This is a genomic window from Micromonospora sp. DT231 (assembly GCF_049847025.1).
In the GTDB taxonomy this organism is placed as follows: Bacteria; Actinomycetota; Actinomycetes; order Mycobacteriales; family Micromonosporaceae; genus Micromonospora.
Map to the genome: position 1 here is coordinate 285,097 of NZ_JBNCNO010000003.1, position 16,552 is coordinate 301,648.

16 protein-coding genes are annotated in these 16,552 nt (G+C 73.4%); 6 read left to right on the top strand and 10 right to left on the bottom strand.

The window, feature by feature from the left end:
* Positions 1–320: 320 nt before the first annotated feature.
* Positions 321–839, top strand: coding sequence for a TrmH family RNA methyltransferase (locus ACPXBU_RS09480; RefSeq protein ID WP_425757758.1), 519 nt, complete (start codon positions 321–323; stop codon positions 837–839).
* A 23-nt stretch (positions 840–862) separates the two neighbouring features.
* Here the strand turns inward: ACPXBU_RS09480 and ACPXBU_RS09485 are convergent, their stop codons facing one another.
* The 7 genes from ACPXBU_RS09485 to pseB all read right to left on the bottom strand — a co-directional run bounded on the left by ACPXBU_RS09485 (position 863) and on the right by pseB (position 8,578).
* Positions 863–1,498: an alpha-ketoglutarate-dependent dioxygenase AlkB gene (locus tag ACPXBU_RS09485; RefSeq protein WP_425757759.1), complete on the bottom strand. Its 636-nt coding sequence runs from the start codon at positions 1,496–1,498 to the stop codon at positions 863–865.
* Between the two features lie 34 nt (positions 1,499–1,532).
* Positions 1,533–2,729, bottom strand: a complete 1,197-nt coding sequence (locus ACPXBU_RS09490; protein ID WP_425758003.1) for a PseG/SpsG family protein — start codon at positions 2,727–2,729, stop codon at positions 1,533–1,535.
* Complete coding sequence (locus ACPXBU_RS09495) at positions 2,726–3,478, bottom strand: cytidylyltransferase domain-containing protein (RefSeq protein WP_425758004.1); 753 nt, start codon at positions 3,476–3,478, stop codon at positions 2,726–2,728. Before ACPXBU_RS09495 ends, ACPXBU_RS09490 begins: the two co-directional genes overlap by 4 nt.
* Positions 3,479–3,606: 128 nt before the next feature.
* The gene (locus tag ACPXBU_RS09500) at positions 3,607–5,376 is read right to left on the bottom strand and encodes a class I SAM-dependent methyltransferase (protein WP_425757760.1); all 1,770 of its coding nucleotides are present in this window, start codon (positions 5,374–5,376) and stop codon (positions 3,607–3,609) included.
* A gap of 205 nt (positions 5,377–5,581) precedes the next feature.
* Positions 5,582–6,430 carry a hypothetical protein gene (locus tag ACPXBU_RS09505; protein WP_393367396.1) on the bottom strand — a complete coding sequence of 283 codons (849 nt, stop codon included), beginning with the start codon at positions 6,428–6,430 and terminating at the stop codon, positions 5,582–5,584.
* 10 nt (positions 6,431–6,440) lie between these two features.
* Positions 6,441–7,598, bottom strand: a complete 1,158-nt coding sequence (locus tag ACPXBU_RS09510) for a DegT/DnrJ/EryC1/StrS family aminotransferase (RefSeq protein WP_425757761.1) — start codon at positions 7,596–7,598, stop codon at positions 6,441–6,443.
* The gene (gene pseB / locus ACPXBU_RS09515) at positions 7,595–8,578 is read right to left on the bottom strand and encodes a UDP-N-acetylglucosamine 4,6-dehydratase (inverting) (protein WP_393367398.1); all 984 of its coding nucleotides are present in this window, start codon (positions 8,576–8,578) and stop codon (positions 7,595–7,597) included. The genes ACPXBU_RS09510 and pseB overlap by 4 nt, the downstream gene beginning before the upstream one ends.
* A gap of 365 nt (positions 8,579–8,943) precedes the next feature.
* On the opposite strand from pseB, the gene ACPXBU_RS09520 reads away from it, so the two are divergent.
* The gene (locus tag ACPXBU_RS09520) at positions 8,944–10,677 is read left to right on the top strand and encodes a hypothetical protein (RefSeq protein ID WP_425757762.1); all 1,734 of its coding nucleotides are present in this window, start codon (positions 8,944–8,946) and stop codon (positions 10,675–10,677) included.
* 93 nt (positions 10,678–10,770) lie between these two features.
* Here the strand turns inward: ACPXBU_RS09520 and ACPXBU_RS09525 are convergent, their stop codons facing one another.
* Positions 10,771–11,280: a GNAT family N-acetyltransferase gene (locus ACPXBU_RS09525; protein ID WP_425757763.1), complete on the bottom strand. Its 510-nt coding sequence runs from the start codon at positions 11,278–11,280 to the stop codon at positions 10,771–10,773.
* A 100-nt stretch (positions 11,281–11,380) separates the two neighbouring features.
* Here ACPXBU_RS09525 and ACPXBU_RS09530 point away from each other — a divergent pair, with 100 nt between their 5' ends.
* The 4 genes from ACPXBU_RS09530 to ACPXBU_RS09545 are packed head-to-tail and all read left to right on the top strand — an operon-like array spanning position 11,381 to position 14,105.
* Positions 11,381–11,632: an acyl carrier protein gene (locus ACPXBU_RS09530; protein ID WP_091401397.1), complete on the top strand. Its 252-nt coding sequence runs from the start codon at positions 11,381–11,383 to the stop codon at positions 11,630–11,632.
* The gene (locus ACPXBU_RS09535; RefSeq protein WP_425757764.1) at positions 11,629–12,918 is read left to right on the top strand and encodes an AMP-binding protein; all 1,290 of its coding nucleotides are present in this window, start codon (positions 11,629–11,631) and stop codon (positions 12,916–12,918) included. The genes ACPXBU_RS09530 and ACPXBU_RS09535 overlap by 4 nt, the downstream gene beginning before the upstream one ends.
* Positions 12,911–13,666, top strand: coding sequence for an SDR family NAD(P)-dependent oxidoreductase (locus ACPXBU_RS09540; RefSeq protein ID WP_357569970.1), 756 nt, complete (start codon positions 12,911–12,913; stop codon positions 13,664–13,666). The genes ACPXBU_RS09535 and ACPXBU_RS09540 overlap by 8 nt, the downstream gene beginning before the upstream one ends.
* On the top strand, positions 13,650–14,105 hold the full coding sequence (locus ACPXBU_RS09545) for a hypothetical protein (RefSeq protein ID WP_425757765.1): 456 nt from the start codon (positions 13,650–13,652) through the stop codon (positions 14,103–14,105). The genes ACPXBU_RS09540 and ACPXBU_RS09545 overlap by 17 nt, the downstream gene beginning before the upstream one ends.
* A gap of 27 nt (positions 14,106–14,132) precedes the next feature.
* Here ACPXBU_RS09545 and pseI read toward each other — a convergent pair whose 3' ends face one another.
* Positions 14,133–15,185 (bottom strand): pseudaminic acid synthase, encoded by a 1,053-nt coding sequence (gene pseI, locus ACPXBU_RS09550; RefSeq protein WP_425757766.1) that lies wholly within the window; start codon positions 15,183–15,185, stop codon positions 14,133–14,135.
* Positions 15,186–15,315: 130 nt separating this feature from the next.
* Positions 15,316–16,485 carry a glycosyltransferase family 2 protein gene (locus ACPXBU_RS09555; RefSeq protein ID WP_425757767.1) on the bottom strand — a complete coding sequence of 390 codons (1,170 nt, stop codon included), beginning with the start codon at positions 16,483–16,485 and terminating at the stop codon, positions 15,316–15,318.
* Between the last annotated feature and the right edge of the window lie 67 nt (positions 16,486–16,552).

The window sequence follows — 16,552 nt, forward strand, 5'->3', positions numbered from 1 at the left end:
ACCTGCCGTCCCCGGGGTGTGTCTCGCCCGAGGGATCCGCGCGACTTCCGGGTAGGTGCTGCCTCCGACATGCCGCGGGCGGCATCTACCGGAAGCTGCGCGGATCTTGACGTTCGCACCTCCGCATGATCGCGCTCGATCCTGGTTGTAGTGGTATCGGCGCGTCGGCGATACCACTCGATCCTGGATGGAGCACGATCATGTGGAGGGAGCCCCCGGGGCGGTATGGTGAGGGCTCCTGTTGCCGGTGATGGCCTGGGTGCGCCGCCAAGCACCTCTCACATGACCTTTCTTCTGTCCGGCGGAGTCGCCGACGCGGCGTGAGCGCCGCCATCCGGGTCCGGCCGAGGCGCGAGCTGCGTGCCGCCCGCCGACCCCGCCAGCATCGCTGCTGGGGCCACCTGATCGCCGCCCCGCTCTGGCCGCTGCACGGCGCGAACCTGGGCACCCTGCTGCGTACCTGCGACGCGGTCGGTGCCTGCCTGGCAGTGCCGCCGTTTCGGTGGGTGGACGAGGCTCTCGCCCGCGGCAACACCCTGCGCCGGCCGGGATGTGTCCACCGGGTCGGCAGCCCGCTGCGGTGGCTGGCCGACGAACGGGCCGCCGGTACCCGGCTCCTCGGGGTGGAGTTGGCCGACGAGGCCATTCGACTCGGTGATTTGCCGGCCGCCCGGGGGCGCACCGTGGTGCTGCTCGGGCACGAGTCGACAGGCATCCCGCCCGAGGCCCTCGACCACCTGGACGCGGCCGTGGAGATTCCCATGGTCGGGCACGGCCAGAGCCTGAACGTCGCCGTCGCCGGATCGCTGGTCCTCTACAAACTCGCCGGCCTTCTCTAGCCCACCTACGGTGGGGCTTGAGTTCAGGCCACGCCGACCGGGCGGAACTGGACGCTCACCCGGGGGCCGACCGGGCGGGCGGTTTTCGGGATGGCGTGTTCCCAGGTGCGTTGGCAGGAGCCGCCCATCACGATCAGGTCGCCGTGGCCCACCGGGAAGCGCAGGCTGTCGCCGCCGCCACGAGGGCGCAGCAGCAGCGGCCGGGGCGCGCCGAAGGAGACGATCGCGACGACCGTGTCGGTGTGCGCGGAGCGGCCGATGGTGTCGCCGTGCCAGGCCACGCTGTCGCGCCCCGAGCGGTAGAGGCACAGGCCGGCGGTGACGAACGGCTCGCCCAGCGCGGGGGCGTAGTGCCGGGTCAGCGCGGCCCGGGCCTCGGTGAGCACGGGATGCGGCAGTTGCCGGTCGCCGTCATACCAGCAGAGCAGGCGGGGCACGTCGACCTCGCTGTCGTACATGGTGCGCCGCTCGGCCCGCCAGGGGACCTCGGTGAGCAGGGTGTCGAGGACGGCGTCGGAGCCGTGCACCCAGCCGGGGAGGTGGTCGACCCAGGCGCCCCGGCTGAGCTGGTGGCGGCGGATCAGGCCGGGCAGCGGCCCCAGGGTCGGCCCGGTGTCGGCCAGGTCGAGCATCGACGGCTGGTAGGCGGCCTGCGTCATACGGCCACCCTAGCAGCACTTTCGTACACCCGTGCTAGCGGCGGACCGTTGCTGGTCGGCCGGGACCGGCGGCGGCGCGTACGGCGTCGAACACCGTTTCCACGACCCGGGACCGGCCCCGCCCGTCGACGGTGGACCAGGCCTGCGCGGCGAGCGTTGCGCGGCGCTGCGGTGAGCTGAGCAGCCCGAGCAGGGTCCGTGCCGCCGCCGCGCGGGCGGCGCGTCCGGCGACGCCGGCGGCGGTCAGCTCCGGCAACTCACCGAGGCCGGCGGCGAGGCCGTGCCGCACCACCCGGGTGTACGACTCGCGTTGGTTGTCGACCACGCACACCAGCGCGGCGGGTGCGCCGAGGCAGCAGAGTTCCCAGGTGGACGTGCCGGCGGCGCTGACCACCAGGTCGGCTTCGGTGATCAGGGCGGGCAGTGTGCTGGTGGGTGGCACCGGCCGGATGATCTGCCCGCGGCCGGGGGCGACGTCCTCGACCTCGGCCTCGATCTCGGGTCGGCCGACGATGACCGTGAGGTCCATCGGATGACCGGTGGCGACGAGCACCCGGGTCAGTACCGGTGCCGCGCCGACCGCGTCGGTGCCGCCGAAGAAGGCCAGCACCCGGGGTCGGCTGACAGTCGTGGCGGGCGGGGGCGCCGCCGGCCGGGCGGAGATCACGGAGTCGCGCAGCAGGGCGTAATCGCTCCCGGCGAGCAGTCGGCCCGGCAGGCCCGCCTGCCCCGGCAGGCCCGCCTGCCCCGGCAGGCCCGCCTGCCCCGGCAGGCCCGCCTGCCCCGGCGGCCCCGGCAGCCCTGGCAGCTCCGGCGGCTCCGCCGCGGAACCCAGGCCCGGCAGCTCCGCGCCGAAGTTCTGGTCGAGGTAGAGGTCGGCGACCTGGCCCCGAGTGTCCCCGTCGATGACGGCGAGGGTGAACACGCCGGCGGCGCGTAGCGCGCCCGCCCCGGCCGGGTCCAGCTCGTAGGAGTCGAGGACCAGCACGTCGAGGTGGTGTCGGCGGGCCGCCTCGACCAGCTCGGCCGGCGAGTCCGGGCCCGGGTGCAGGGGGATGCCCCGCGCGGCCAGCTCCGCGGTGGCCCAGGGGAGCCGTTCGACGGTGCCGAACACCGCGACGTGGGCGCCTCGGGCGAGGAATTCCTCGGCGAGTGCCAGGCAGCGGACGAGGTGGCCGACGCCCCGCCGGGGGCTGGCGTCGCAGCGCAGCCCGACCCGCGGCGTGTTCAGCACTCCTCCAGCCGCTTCTGTCGGACGTCGGCGTTGAGCGCACGCAGGTGGGGTTGCCCGTGCAGCCAGTCGGCGAGCTTGGCCAGCGGCACGCTGACGTCGCCGAAGTGGTCGACGACCGCGCTGACCAGCGCCCAGTCCCGCTCGGTGTCGAGGGTCAGCCGCAGCGCCGACAGGTCCGGGGTGAGCGTCACCCCGAGCACCCGGAACAGCTCTGGATGGGTGTACGCGTACGAGGTCACGTGCACCCGGTGATGATCGGTGGCGAGCCGGTCCAGGGTGCGCAGCGTCTCCGCCGCGATGATCTCCACGTCCAGGCCGCGGGGCAGGGTGCGGGCGATCGACGTGCTCGCGTAGTCGAGCCCGGGGACCGCCCGGTAGACCGCTGCGACCAGGGCGATGATCTCCGGGTCGAGCAGTGGGCAGTCGGCGGTGAACCGCATGACCGCGTCGCCCGGGTACGCCGCGAGCGCACCCACGAATCGGCCCAGCACGTCGTCGACGGGCCCGCGGTGGCACGCCACGCCCCACCGCGCGCACTCGGCCACCACGGCGTCGTCGACGGGGTCCGTGCTGGTCGCGACCACCAGGTCGGCCAGGACGCCGCTGTCGCATGCGGCGCGCACCACCCGGCCCAGCACGGAACGCCCGGCGAGCGGGCGGAGCACCTTGCCGGGCAGCCGGGACGAACCCATCCGGGCCTGCACGATGCCGACGATCCGGGCTCCCGCGCCGCCCGCCGAGGCCAGCCCGTCCGTCGGAGCCGCGCCGTGCGTCGGGGCCACCCCGTGCGTCGGGGCCGCCGCGTCCGTCGGGGCCACCTCGTGCGTCGGCGCCACCTCGCGCGTGGGAGGCACCCCGTCGGCCGGTACGCCGGTCACTGCTGCTCCTCCTTCGGGGTGAGCGCGGCGGTGGCCCGGCGCTTGGCGGCGCGGGCGCCCCGCTTGGCCAGCCGGGCCGGGGTGATGGCGAGTCGGCCGACCCGGTAGCTCAACGACCCGCTGAGCAGGCCGATTGTCGTCTCCGCCCTACGCAGCGCCCGTTCCCGTGAGGTGAGCAGCTCCTCGGTCCACGCGGTCAGTGCCGCCAGCCGGGCGAGTTCCTCGCGCTGGCGCAGCCACGCCTCGCGGAGCTGTTGGTAGCTGCGCGCGCCGACCGGCGGGTCGGTGGGTGTGACGGCGTGCAGCTCGGTGGCGAGGTGGATCCTGCCGTCGGTGTCCAGCCCGTGCAGCGCCGCGGCGATCGCCGCCTCGGCCTCCACCGCCTCGGCGACCGTCGCGCGGTCCAGGTCGTGGCCGGCGAGGCCGCCGAGCACCACGGTGAGGCCGGCGACGTCGAGGGTGGACGGCCACGGGTGGGCGTACCCGCCGGTGAGCAGGGCCGTCGCGAAGCGCCACAGCCCGCGGGCCAGCACCACGTCGGCGGGCAGCGCTTCGGTGGCCCGCCAGCTCGGGTCGAGCACCGCGTACCGCTCGCCGTCGACGACCACGTTGTCGGCGCTGGCGAGCGCCGCCGCGCCGGGGATCCGGCCGTCGGTGTCGGCCTGGTCAGCGAGCCAGCCCGCGTACCCGTGCAGCAGCGTGCGCAGGGTGGCCAGGTCGCGGCGCAGGGCCGCGTCGAGCAGCAGGGTACGCAGCAGTCGGCCGGCCGGCACCGGCCCGGACAGCGCGCCGGCGTCCCGGTACGCGGCCTCGCGACTGGCGAACGGCGCGGCGGCCGGCAGGTCCGTTTCGGTGGTCGCGATCCGCCCCCACCGCCATCCCGACGGGCCGTGCAGCACCTCCAGCACACCGATCCCGGGCCGCCCGGTCTGCACGAGCACCACCGGCAGGTCCCGGTCGACGGCCGGTGGGGTGGGATCCGCCGGGTCGGCGGGCCGGTGGGCGAGCACCAGCCAACCCGGCGCGAGGTCGGCGGCACGGCCGGCGTGCAGCGCGTCCACCGCCAGCCGGGACGGGTCCTGGAGCACGGTGTCGCTCGGGAAACCGGCGCACGCGCCGTGCAGCACCGCGTCGAAGAGCCCGGAGCCGGTGTCGGAGTCGAGGTGGCCGGCGTCGAGCAGCGCCGTCGGGGCGTCGGCGTCGGCGTACGCGGCCCAGCACGCGCCCGGCCGCAGCCCCGCCGCGGTGAGCCGCTCGCGGAGCTGGTCCCGGTTGGCCGGGTGGGTCCGGTCGAGGACCCCGCCGACCGTCCACGCGGAATCGTCCCGGCCGGCGTACCAGGGGGTGGTGGCGACGAGTCGGTGCAGGCCGAGCGGGTTGTCCACGCACAGCACCAGCGCGCCACCCGGACGCAGGGCGGCGACCAGTCGCGCCAGCACGCCGTCCCAACCGAGGCGGGCGCCCTCCACCGACTCCACCGGGTCCAGCCCGGCCGCGGCGATCACCACGTCGTACGTCTCGTCGTCGGGCAACCCGGCCGGCCCACCCACCACCAGGTGGGCGGCCCGCTGGGCGAGCGCGACCGCGTCCGGGTGGCTGCGCAGCAGGCCTGTCACCTCGGCGTGGCCGAGCTGGTCGAGCAGGGCCGGATCGTGTGGCCCGGCCACCAGCACCCGGGCGCCGGGCGGCACGAGCCGGGCGGCCAGCGCGGCGACGGGTCCACCGTCGGCCAGGCGCTGCCGCGGCAGGTCGGACCAGGCCAGCATCTCGCCACCGGGAAGGGTGATCCGGCCGGCGGGTGCCGTCGCAGAGGCTGTCGGGGAACCCCGCAGCGGCTGCGACGGGCCCAGCCGACGACCGGCGGCGTTGGAGTGTGGTCCGGATACAACACCGGTATCCGGACCACACTCCGCCTTGCCGGATCGCCGCCTGGACTCCGCCTCGCTCGCCCCCGGGTTCCCCGACAGCCTCTCAGTCGTCACTGTGGTCCTCTTCCTCCTGGAGGTTCGCCCAACCGAGCAGCTCCCGCAGCTCTGCCGGCGTGCAGCGGTGGTCGGTGCCCAGCTCGGCGCGGGCGATCTCGACCGCGGTGGGCATGTCGACCTCGGTGCCGTGCAGTTGCGGCCACTGCCGCCGGATGCGGGCCGTCCCGCCGAAGGTCGGGTCCTCGTTGGACAGGATCATCGGGTCGCCGTAGACCGCCGGTTCGCAGCCGGCCGCGATGCCGTAGAAGATCGCACTGGTCAGCCGGTTGGATGCTACCCGGCGGTGCCGACGCAGCTCGGTCAACTGCTTGTCGAGGAACTCCGGGTCGGTGTCCTTCCACCAGTGTCCCCGGTAGCCGTGGCAGATCACCCGGAAGCCGGCGCGCTCGTAGAGCCGGCGGACCTTGCGCATCCGGTACTCGTGCCAGTAGAGGCAGACGGTGACCGGGCCGGGCTCGGTGTCCTGGATCAGCGCGATCAACTTCCGGTGGTCGCCCTTGACGTGCTGGCCCTCCCACCCGTGGAACGGATACCAGATGGTGCCCTCCCGCTCCTCCGCCGGCGGGTCCTCGGGGCGCAGGGCCAGCAGGTAGGCGAACGGCGCGCCGATGACGACCACGTTGCGCCGCCCCACCGACCAGGCCCGCCGGCGGGTCTGTTCCGACCAGAGCAGGCTCGGGGCGCGCTCGGCGTACGGGTGACCGGGCGCCAGGCCGTCGCCGATGTTCCAGCCGTGCTGCACGTACCCGTTGATCCGCGGTGGGTGCCGGTCGCCGAGACCGGCGTAGCGGGCCAGCACGTGCGCGTGGCCGTAGAAGTGGTTGGCGTGGTGCATCAGGTTCCCATCAGGCGGCGGAACGCACCGAGCCGACCCGCAGGGCCGCGGTCAGCGCGTCGATGACGCGATCCTGCTCGGCGTCGCTGAGCCCCGGGTAGAGCGGCAGGGACAACTGCTGGGAGTAGAACGACTCGGCCACCGGGCAGGACCCGCGCCGGTAGCCGAGGTCGGCGAAGGCCGGATGCCAGTGCACCGGAAGGTAGTTGACCTGGACGCCGATGCCGGCGGCGCGCATCCGGTCGTACACCTCGCGGCGACGCCCGTCGAGCACGCGGATCGGGTAGAGGTGCCAGGCCGGCTCCGCCCAGGACCGCCGGGTCGGCCGGAGTACGCCGTCCAGGTCGGCAAGTGCCTCGTCGTAGCGGGCGACCAGGGCGGCGCGTCGGGCGGTGAACTCGCCGAGCCGGCGCAGTTGGCTGCGGCCCAGGGCGCAGAGCACGTCCGGCAGGCGGTAGTTCAGCCCGAACTCGTGCACCTCCTGGTGCCAGCCGCCCTCGTCGCCGAAGCGCAGCTCGTCGCGTTCGCGGACCACCCCGACGCCACGGAAGCGGCGGGCCCGCGTGAGGAGCCGCGGGTCCAGCGCGGCGACGGCGCCGCCCTCGGCGGTGGTCAGGTTCTTGGTGGGGAAGAACGAGAACGTGGTCAGGTCGGCGAGTGAGCCGACCGGCCGACCGTGGTACGTCCCGCCGATCGAGTGCGCCGCGTCGGCCAGGAGCAACGCGTCGCTGCCCGCGACCGAAGCGCGCAGCGCGTCGTAGTCGGCGGGGTGACCGGCGTAGTCGACCGCGGCGACTACCTTCGTCCGCGAGGTGACGGCGGCGGCGGCCGCGGCCGGGTCGAGGCAGAACGTCTCGTCGTCGACGTCGGCGAACACGATCGTCGCGCCGAGGGCTACCGCGCTGCTGGCGGTCGCCACGAACGTCATCGGAGGGACGACCACCTCGTCGCCCGGTCCGACGCCGGCCGCCGCGTACGCCACGTGCAGGGCCGCGGTGCCGTTGGCGACGGCGGCGACACCGACCCCGCCCGTCCACCGGGCGAGGTCGGCCTCGAAGGCGTCGACCTGCGGGCCGGTGGTGAGCCAGTCGCCGCGCAGCACGTCGGCGACGGCGGCGATGTCGTCCTCGGTGATCGAGTGTCGGCCGTACGGGAGCATCCCCGTCATGCGGTGAGGCCGAGCATGTCGCGCAGCTGCTCGACGGTGAGCCACTCGTCGTTGGTGTCCGACTGGTAGGCGAAGCCGTCCGGCACCGGGTCGCAGTCGACCGGCGGCTGGTAGCCCCAGGTCGCGATCGTCGGCTGGACGATGAACCGGCCGTCGGCGCGCAGCGTCCGGCGGCTGTCGTCGGGCGCGATCATCTCCTCGTGCAGTTTCTCGCCCGGCCGGATCCCGATCTCGTGGGTGGTGGCGTCCGGGGCCACGGCCTCGACCAGGTCGAGGATGCGCATGCTCGGGATGCGGGGCACGAACAACTCGCCGCCCTGCATCTGGTCGAACGAGTCCATGACGAACTGCACGGCCTGGTCGAGCGTGATCCAGAAACGGGTCATCCGCTTGTCGGTGATCGGCAGGCTCTTGCCCTCGGCGGCCAGCCGGCGGAACAGCGGGACGACCGAGCCGCGGCTACCCACCACGTTGCCGTAGCGCACCACGGCGAACCGGGTGGGGTGCTGGGCGGCGTAGTGGTTGGCCGAGACGAACAGCTTGTCGCCGACCAGCTTCGTCGCGCCGTACAGGTTGATCGGGCTGGACGCCTTGTCGGTGGAGAGCGCGATGACCTTCCGGACGCCGGCCTCGATCGCGGCGTCGACGACGTGCTGGGAACCGGTGATGTTCGTGGCGATGTACTCGGAGGGGTTGTACTCCGCGGTGTCCACCTGCTTGAGCGCGGCGGCGTGCACCACGTGGTCGACGCCGTGCATGGCCCGGGTGAGGCGGTGCCGGTCCCGGATGTCGCCGATGAACCACCGCAACCGGGGGTCGTCGCCGAGTTGCTGGCGCAGCTCGTACTGCTTGAGTTCGTCGCGGGAGAACACGACCACGCGGGCGGGGTCGGCCTCGGTGAGGATGTGCCGGAGGAAGGTCCTGCCGAAGGAACCCGTTCCCCCGGTGATCAGAATGGACGATCCATTCAACTCACTCAATGTGGTGCTCCCGTGATCGTGGATGAACGGGCGGCCCTCGGCCGGCCGACCGGGGTGAGACGCTAACCATGGCGGGTTAACTCCCCGACGCTCGCGGGTGAACCGCGCCCCCTGCTCCTGTGAATGCCGAGCACCGCGTAGGCAAACACTTCCGGTCGGCCCGTAACCGGCCTGACCAGGCCGGATCGGGCCGCTACAGTGACCGCGCGAGTGACCCGGCAGCCCGGTTTGCGGCCGGTCGCGCGTTCACCCGACATCCGCATCGGCTCGGTGCGAGCGGGTCACCCCACGCGTCACCGGCGCCGGCCGACAGGCCCGGCCGGTCCACGCGGGGACCGGTCCGGCCGGCAGTTCTGGAGGCGTTCATGGCATCCGGTAGCGACGTGATCGACCGGCCGGCGGCGCCGGCGCGGACACCGGACCCCGCACCCGCGCGGCGCTGGCTGGTGCCGCTGCTGCTCGTCGTCGGCTGGGTGCTCAGCGTCGCCTGGCGGATGTGGCTGTCCCGGCACATCGTGCTGCCGATCGCGCACACCGACGAGGACAGCTACCTCAACACCGCCCGCGCGCTGGCCGGCGGGCCGGGCGGCTTCAGCAGTGAGAACGACCTGCTGCGCCGGGTCGGTTACCCGATGCTCATCTCGCCGGCGTTCCTCGGGGACCGGGACTTCAGCGACAGCTACCGGATCGTCCAGCTGATCAACGCGATGGTGAACTCGACGCTGTTGCCGTTGGCGTACCTGCTCGGTCGCCGCCTGCTCGGGCTGCGCCGGTCGTACGCGCTGCTCGGCGCGGTCGCGGCGGCGACCCTGCCGGCCACCGCCTTCTACGCGGGCATCGCGATGATCGACACGGTGATGGCCCCGCTCGTCGTCGCCTGGCTGCTCGCCGTGCACCGCTGGATCTCCCGGCCCGGCCCGCTCGCCGCCGCCACCGTCGGCCTGCTGGTCGGCGGGTTCCACCTGCTGCACTCGCGCGGCCTGGTGATCGTGGCGGTGCACGCCGGACTGGTCCTGCTGCTGCTCGTCCGCCGCCGGATCGGCCCGCCCGCGGTGCTCGCCGCGCTGCTGCCGGTGCTCGCCATGGCGCTCGTCAACGCCGCCGCCATCCGCTACCTCGGCGACAGGGTCTATTTGCTCGGCAGCACCCCCGGCGGCGGCACGGTCGAGGCGGTCGCCTCCGTCCAGGGCGTGGTCCGCGTCGGCGCGGGCGTCGCCACCCAGCTCTGGTACCTCGTGGTGATCACGTTCGGGCTGGCGGGAGTGGCCTGGGCCGCCGCCGTGCGCGAACTGTGGCGTCCACGGCACGGCGACGCCGCCCGCTGGACGATGGGCGTGGCGCTCGTGGTGACCGTCGGGGTGGCCGGCGGGGCGTCGGTGATCCTGGCCGGCATCACCGGCAAGCCGCTGGACGCGATCTACGGCCGCTACGTGCAGATGCTGGCGCCGTTCTGGCTGCTGGTCGGGCTCGGGGTGCTGCTCACCGCCGGGCGCCGGGTGGTGCTGCGCCGGGCGGCCGTCGCGGTGGCCCTGCTGGTCGGCGGCGGTGCGCTGATCGCCGTCCGCCTCGCGTACGTGGCCAGCCAGGGCCACCGGTTGCGCTACGGCGGTTTCAGCGCGCCGGACCTGGCGGCGTTGACCGGGGGCTGGCGGGAGATGCGCCCGGTGCTCGGGTCACTCGTCGGGATCGGCGGCTGCCTGCTGCTCGTCGCCGCCGCGCTGGTGCCCCGACTGCGGTTGCCGATGTTCGGCGTGCTCGTCGTGGCCAACCTCGTCGCCATGCAGGTGATCGAGCACCGCGTCGTGCGGCCCGCCGTCGCGAGCACCGCTCCGACGCCCCGGGTCGCCGACGTCGGCGTACGCCCCGGCGAGCGGGTCTGGGCCTCGACCGGCGTGCACTACGCCCTGCGGTTCAACCTGAGCCACCAGGTGACCTGGACCGACGTCCGGTGGTTCGGCGAGCAGCCGCCGGCCGCGGCGCAGGTGGTGTTCGCCCGCTGGGCGCCCGGCCAGCCCGACGACTGGGACGGCGCCGCGTACGGCTTCGTCCGGCTCGGCGGCAACCCGGCGCAGCACTGGGCGGCCTGGCGACGGGCCTGACCCCGGTGGACACCGCTAGTCGTGAACGGCGGATGTCCACCGGGAACACCATCGGTTAATGCTTCGGGACCATGACCCGAATGGGTACGACAATCAGCGTTGGCGGCGGTCGGCCCGAGCCAGGGAAATCGGGATTACGGTGATTTCCCGACCGTCGGACAACTCCTGTCTCGGGGTGCCCTCGACGAATCGGAAACGCCGGTTCATCTGTCGTACGACGGTATTGTGACCGAGCACCTCGCCGTCGAGTCGGTCCAGGTGCAGCCCGTCGAAGGCGTACTCGACGGCCTCCCGCATGACCCCCAGCCAGGCGGGCAGCGTCTCGTCCCGCCCGGCCAGCCCGTCGGCGTCCAGATAGAAGCCCCACGCACCGGTGCGAGGGCCGTCGAACCGCAGGTCGAAGAAGGTGACGACGCCACAGGGCCGGTCGTCGCGGACGTACACCAGCACCCGCCGGGACCTGTCGTCGCGGACCGCCGACCACCACCGGTCGTGCTCGTCGGCGGTGATTTCGTGGCTGGTCTTGCTGACCTGACGGTTCGTTTCCTGATTACGCCAGGACAACATCAGGTGAACGTCGTCCGCCGTCGCTTCGCGCAGCACGTGCGTCTCGCTTTCCTAGCTGTTCACGTCCGGTCGGAGCACCTTACCCGGGCGCACCGGGAAAGCAGATATGCATTCGTTGGGTTGTAGACTGCGCCGCATGAACGAATTGAGTCGCGCGCAGATCCGCGACCTCATGGCTCAGGTGCTGAAGAACCAGGACAAGGAGCTGCCCGCCGACGACGCGGCGCAGTTGCGGGAGATCGGGTTCCGGTCGCTCGACTTCTCCGAGCTGGCCCTGCGGGTGGAGGACGAGACGGGGGAGGAGCTCAACTTCGACGCCCCCGGCCTACGCCGCATCGCCACCGTCGGAGACGTCCTCGACTTCCTCGTCGAGCTTCAACACCAGTGACCGTCGCGACCGCGCGCGACACGGCACCCACGCCCCGGGAGCCGGCGGGCGCCGACAACCGGATCGTCGTCGGTGGCACCGCGCTGACCTGGCGGGCACTGCCCACACCGACGCTGCCCGACCCGGCCGCGGTGCTCGCCCACCGTGGCGTGCACGCGCTCACCGCCGCTCGGCAGCACGCCGTGCACGGCACCGAGCTACTGCTCAGCACCGCGAGTCGGGTCGACACGGCGATGCGCGCGGAGTTGCGGGAGGCCGGGTTCACCGTCGGCGTCCTCGACGACGACGGAGCACACCCGAGCGCGCCGGCCCGGCCCCGCGCCACCGAGGCCGGCCGGCTGTGGCTGCTGACCTCGGGCTCGACGGGGCGTCCCAAGCGGGTCGGGCACACCCTCGACACGTTGACCACCGTGCGGGCCGAGCAGCCCGACCGGACCTGGCTCTGCCCGTACGCGCCCGGCACGTACGCCTGGTGGCAGGTGGTCACCCTGTCGCTGACCCAGCCCGGCCAGCACCTCGTGGTGGTCGAGCCCGACGAGCTGGACGACTGGCCCGGCATCGCCGCCGCGTACGGGGTCGACGCCGCCTCCGGCACACCGACCTTCTGGCGGCGCACCCTCTACCGCGATGCCGCCGCGCTGGCCCGGGTGCCCCTGCGCCAGATCACCCTCGGCGGGGAGCCGGTGGACCAGGCGATCCTGGACCAGCTCCGGGACGTGTTCCCCTCGGCCCGGATCTCCTGGATCTACGCCTCGTCGGAGGTGGGAGCGTCAATTGTGGTGCACGACGGGCGCGCCGGCTTCCCGGTCGACTGGTTGGACCGGGACACCCCGGGCCGGCCCACGCTCTCCGTCCGCGACGACGAGCTGGTGGTCACCTCCCCGCACCACGGGGCCGGGCTGTCCGGCCCGATCCACACCGGGGACCGGGCGCAGGTGCTCGACGACCGGGTGCTGATCACCGGCCGCCTCGACTCCGACGAGATCAACGTCGGCGGCAGCAAGGTCTCCGCGGGCCTGGTCCGCGCAGTGCTGGCCGGGCATCCGGCGGTGGCCTGGGCCCGGGTGACCGGCCGCCGCGCCCCGGTGCTCGGCCGGATGGTGGTCGCCGAGGTGGTCCTCAGTCCCACCGACTCCACCGGCCCGCCTTCGGTCGGCACCTGTGTGCCCGACGAGGCCGCGCTTGTCCGCTGGTGCGCGGACCGGCTTCCCGAGCACGCGGTGCCCCGCCGGATCCGCGTGCTCACCGACATTCCCGTCAAGGAGACCCTGAAGAGCGATGTCTGATCCCGCCGTCACCCCGCTCGTCCCGCCCAGCACGGTGGTCCTCGTCTCCGGCGGTTCCCGGGGCCTGGGCCTGGCCATCGTCACCGACCTGCTCGACGCCGGCGTACGGGTGGCGGCGTTCGCCCGTACCGTCACGCCGGAGTTGGCGAAACTCGCCGCCGAACACCCCGACCGGGTGCACGTCGGCTCGGTGGACGTCACCGACCTGCGGGCCGCGCAGAGCTTCGTCCGCGAGGTGGAGCAACGCCTCGGCCCCATCGACGGCATCGTCAACAACGCCGCCGTCGGGCAGGACTCGTTGCACGTGCACACCGCCACCGACGACATCGCCCGGATCATCGAGACCAACCTGACCGCCCCGTTGCAGCTGACCCGGCTGGTGGTCCGCCGGATGCTCGGCAAGGGCATGCGCGGGCGGATCGTCAACATCACCTCGATCTGCGGGCAGCGCGGTTTTCCGGGCCTGGTCGCGTACTCCGCCACCAAGGGCGGCATGGACGCCGCCACCCGCTCGCTCGCCCGGGAGTTGGGCGGCCGGATGCTCGTCAACTCGGTCGCTCCCGGCTTCTTCGCCTCGGAGATGTCCGCCGTGCTCGGCCCGACCCAGCTCGACCAGATCGTGCGCCGCACCCCGACCGGTCACCTGACCGAGCCGGCGGAGGTCACGCCCGTGGTGCGGATGCTGCTGCGGGAGCACACGAACATCAACGGCCAGGTCATCGTGGTGGACGGTGCCGCCGCCATCTGACCTGGACCGGCAGCTCCGGCCCCGTCCGGTGCCGGGGCTGCTGGCCGTCGCCGAACGACACCTGCGCATCGGTGCTCCCGCCGCCCTGACCGACGCGGTGACCCGCAGTCACCTGGACGACGGACGCTGCGTCGGCTGGTACGGCCCGCGGACGCCGGGGTGGCGGGTGGCCATCGACGCGGAACGGGCCGACGCCCCGGTGCCCCCGGCGCTGGCCCGCAGGTTCGGCCTGGAGGACTTCTGGGCGCGGTGGACCCGCGCCGAGTGCTGCTGCAAGCTGACCAACGTGCCGGTGGCGGCGTGGTGGCGTCGCCACGGATTGAGTACGCCGGCCGACGGGTCCGCGGTCTGGCGGACCCTCTGGCTGGCCGACCTGGTGGTCACCGTCGGCTTCGTGCCCGACGATCGGGGTGCTGCTGTCGGTCGTCGATCCCGGTAGAGCTGCCCCCCGACGGTCGGACGACCGTCAGATCAGATCCCAGCTCAGGGGAGTGCCGCGGGAGACGTCGGTGGTGAAGGTGCGGCCCAACACCCGGTCGATCTCCACGGGGGGCAGGCCGCCGGCCGGCCGGATCGAGCGCACGTTCTGCGCGGACACCTGGTCACCGGCGCGCACGTCCTCGACCACGAAGAGCGAGCGGCGGAACCGCAGTCCCTCCCGCTCGGCCGGGGTCGGGCCGATCGCGGTGCCACCCAGCGCCTCGTACGCCCGGCCGGACTCGGCGACGAGCGCCGTCAGCTCCGCAGGGTTCAGCGAGAAGTCCGAGTCCACGCCGCCGTCGGCACGATCCAGCGTGACGTGCTTCTCGACGAAACAGGCGCCGAGCGCCACCGAGGCGACCGCCACCCCGATGCCGGGCGTGTGGTCGGAGAGCCCGACCGGCACGTCGAACGCGCCCGCCAGCACCGGCAGCCGGCGCAGGTTACTGTCGGCCGGCGGCGCCGGGTAGGACGCGGTGCAGGCCAGCAGGACGATGCCCGCCGCGCCCGCGTCCCGGGCGGTGCGTACCGCGGCGTCGATCTCGGCGACCGTCGCCATCCCCGTGGAGATCACCATCGGCTTGCCGGTGCTGGCCACGAGCCGGATCAGCGGCAGGTCGACAAGCTCCGAAGATGCGATCTTGTACGCCGGCGCGTCCAGCGACTCCAGCAGCTCCACGGCGGTCGCGTCGAACGGTGACGAGAAGACGGTCAGCCCACGCTCGCGGGCCCGCTCGAAGATCGGCGCGTGCCACTCGTACGGGGTGTGCGCCCGCTCGTAGAGGCGGTACAGGTTCTCCCCGCCCCACAACTCGTGCCCGGTGGAGATCCGGAACGCCGGGGTGTCGACGTCGATCGTGATCGTGTCGGGCCGGTACGTCTGGAGCTTCAGCGCGTGCGCCCCGCTCTCGGCCACCGCGTCGACGATGGCCAGCGCCCGGTTCAGATCACCGTTGTGGTTGCCGGACATCTCGGCCACCACGAACGGTCGCTCCCCGGCACCGACCAGGTGCGGTCCGATCTTGACTGTCGCCGTCATTCCGACCTCTGCTCAGGTTTGCCCGCACCCGCGTGCGGTGGTGCCGCTGTCGTCGTCCACCCGGCGGGCGGACGACCTGGAAAACCGGTGCGCCGGGAGTCGCTCCGGCTCCCGGCGTGGTGTGCGGTGGTCACGGCAGGCGGCTCCCGGCCAGCGCGTCGCGCCGATCCGCCGTGTTCCCGCCGTCCCGCGTCGTCGCGACGTCCGCCCCTCGCCCCGGGTCCTCGTCGGCGTTCACCGGGCTGGCCGCGGTGCCGACGCCACCCGCCGGGGCGCCGCGGCGCAGACGACCGGCGACCCGGTGCGCCTGGCGCAGCGCCGAGTACGCCAGCCAGTCACCGCGCCCGACGAGGCGGTGCTTGAGCCCGGTCACCCCGGTGGGCAGCGGATAGCCGCCGGTGGGCAGGTACCGGCGGTAGTGCGCGGCGGCCCGGCGGAAGAAGTCCCGCCGCAGGTGCGGGTGCAGCCGGTCGTCGTTGCCCACCACCACCAGGTAGTGGCTGATCATCAGCTGGAACAACTCGGCCCGCAACCGCTCGTCGGGGTGCCTGCGGGCGACCCAGTCCAACAGGCGCTCGTACTGGGCGAACGCGTCGAAGTGCCGGCCACTGCGGGTGGAGGTGATCGCGCCGTGCCGGCCCTGCCGGTACAGGTAGCAGACCCGGTCCAGCACGGAGATCTTCTCCGCGCCGATCAGCAGCGGGTGGCTGAACGGGATGTCCTCGTACCAGCCGGGGAAGAACCGCAGCTCCAACTGGTCCAGGAAGTCCCTGCGGACCACCTTGTTCCAGGCGGTGTGCTGCACCCGCAGCAGGTGCGGCTGGTCGTCGAGGCGGGTCACGTCGGCGATCCCGCGCAGCAGGTGACTGCTCGCGTCGACCTCCCGCCGGCCGTCCTCGTGCACCCGCAGGTGATCCAGCATCAGCACGTCGGGCTGGTGCTGGCGCAGCCGGTCCAGCACCGCCGGGATCGTGCCGGGCGGCACCCAGTCGTCGCTGTCGATGAACCAGACGTACCGGCCGGTGGCCACGTCGAGCCCCGCGTTGCGGGCCAGACCCAGACCCACGTTGCTGCTCAGGTGCACGACGCGGACCCGGTCGTGGCCGGCGGCGTACGAGCGGAGCATCTCGCCGCAGCCGTCCGGGGAGGCGTCGTCGACGGCGATCAACTCGACCGCGTCCGACTCGCCGGCCGGGATGTCGGCCCGGATCGACTCGAGGCACTGGTACAGGTACGCCTCGACGCCGTACACGGGCACGACGATGCTCAGCAGCGGTGCGTGCGTCGGCTCATTGACCACGCCCGCCACCTTCGACGACCCGGGTGGCCGGCCCCGGAACCGCACGTGACCGCCGATGGTGGAGTCG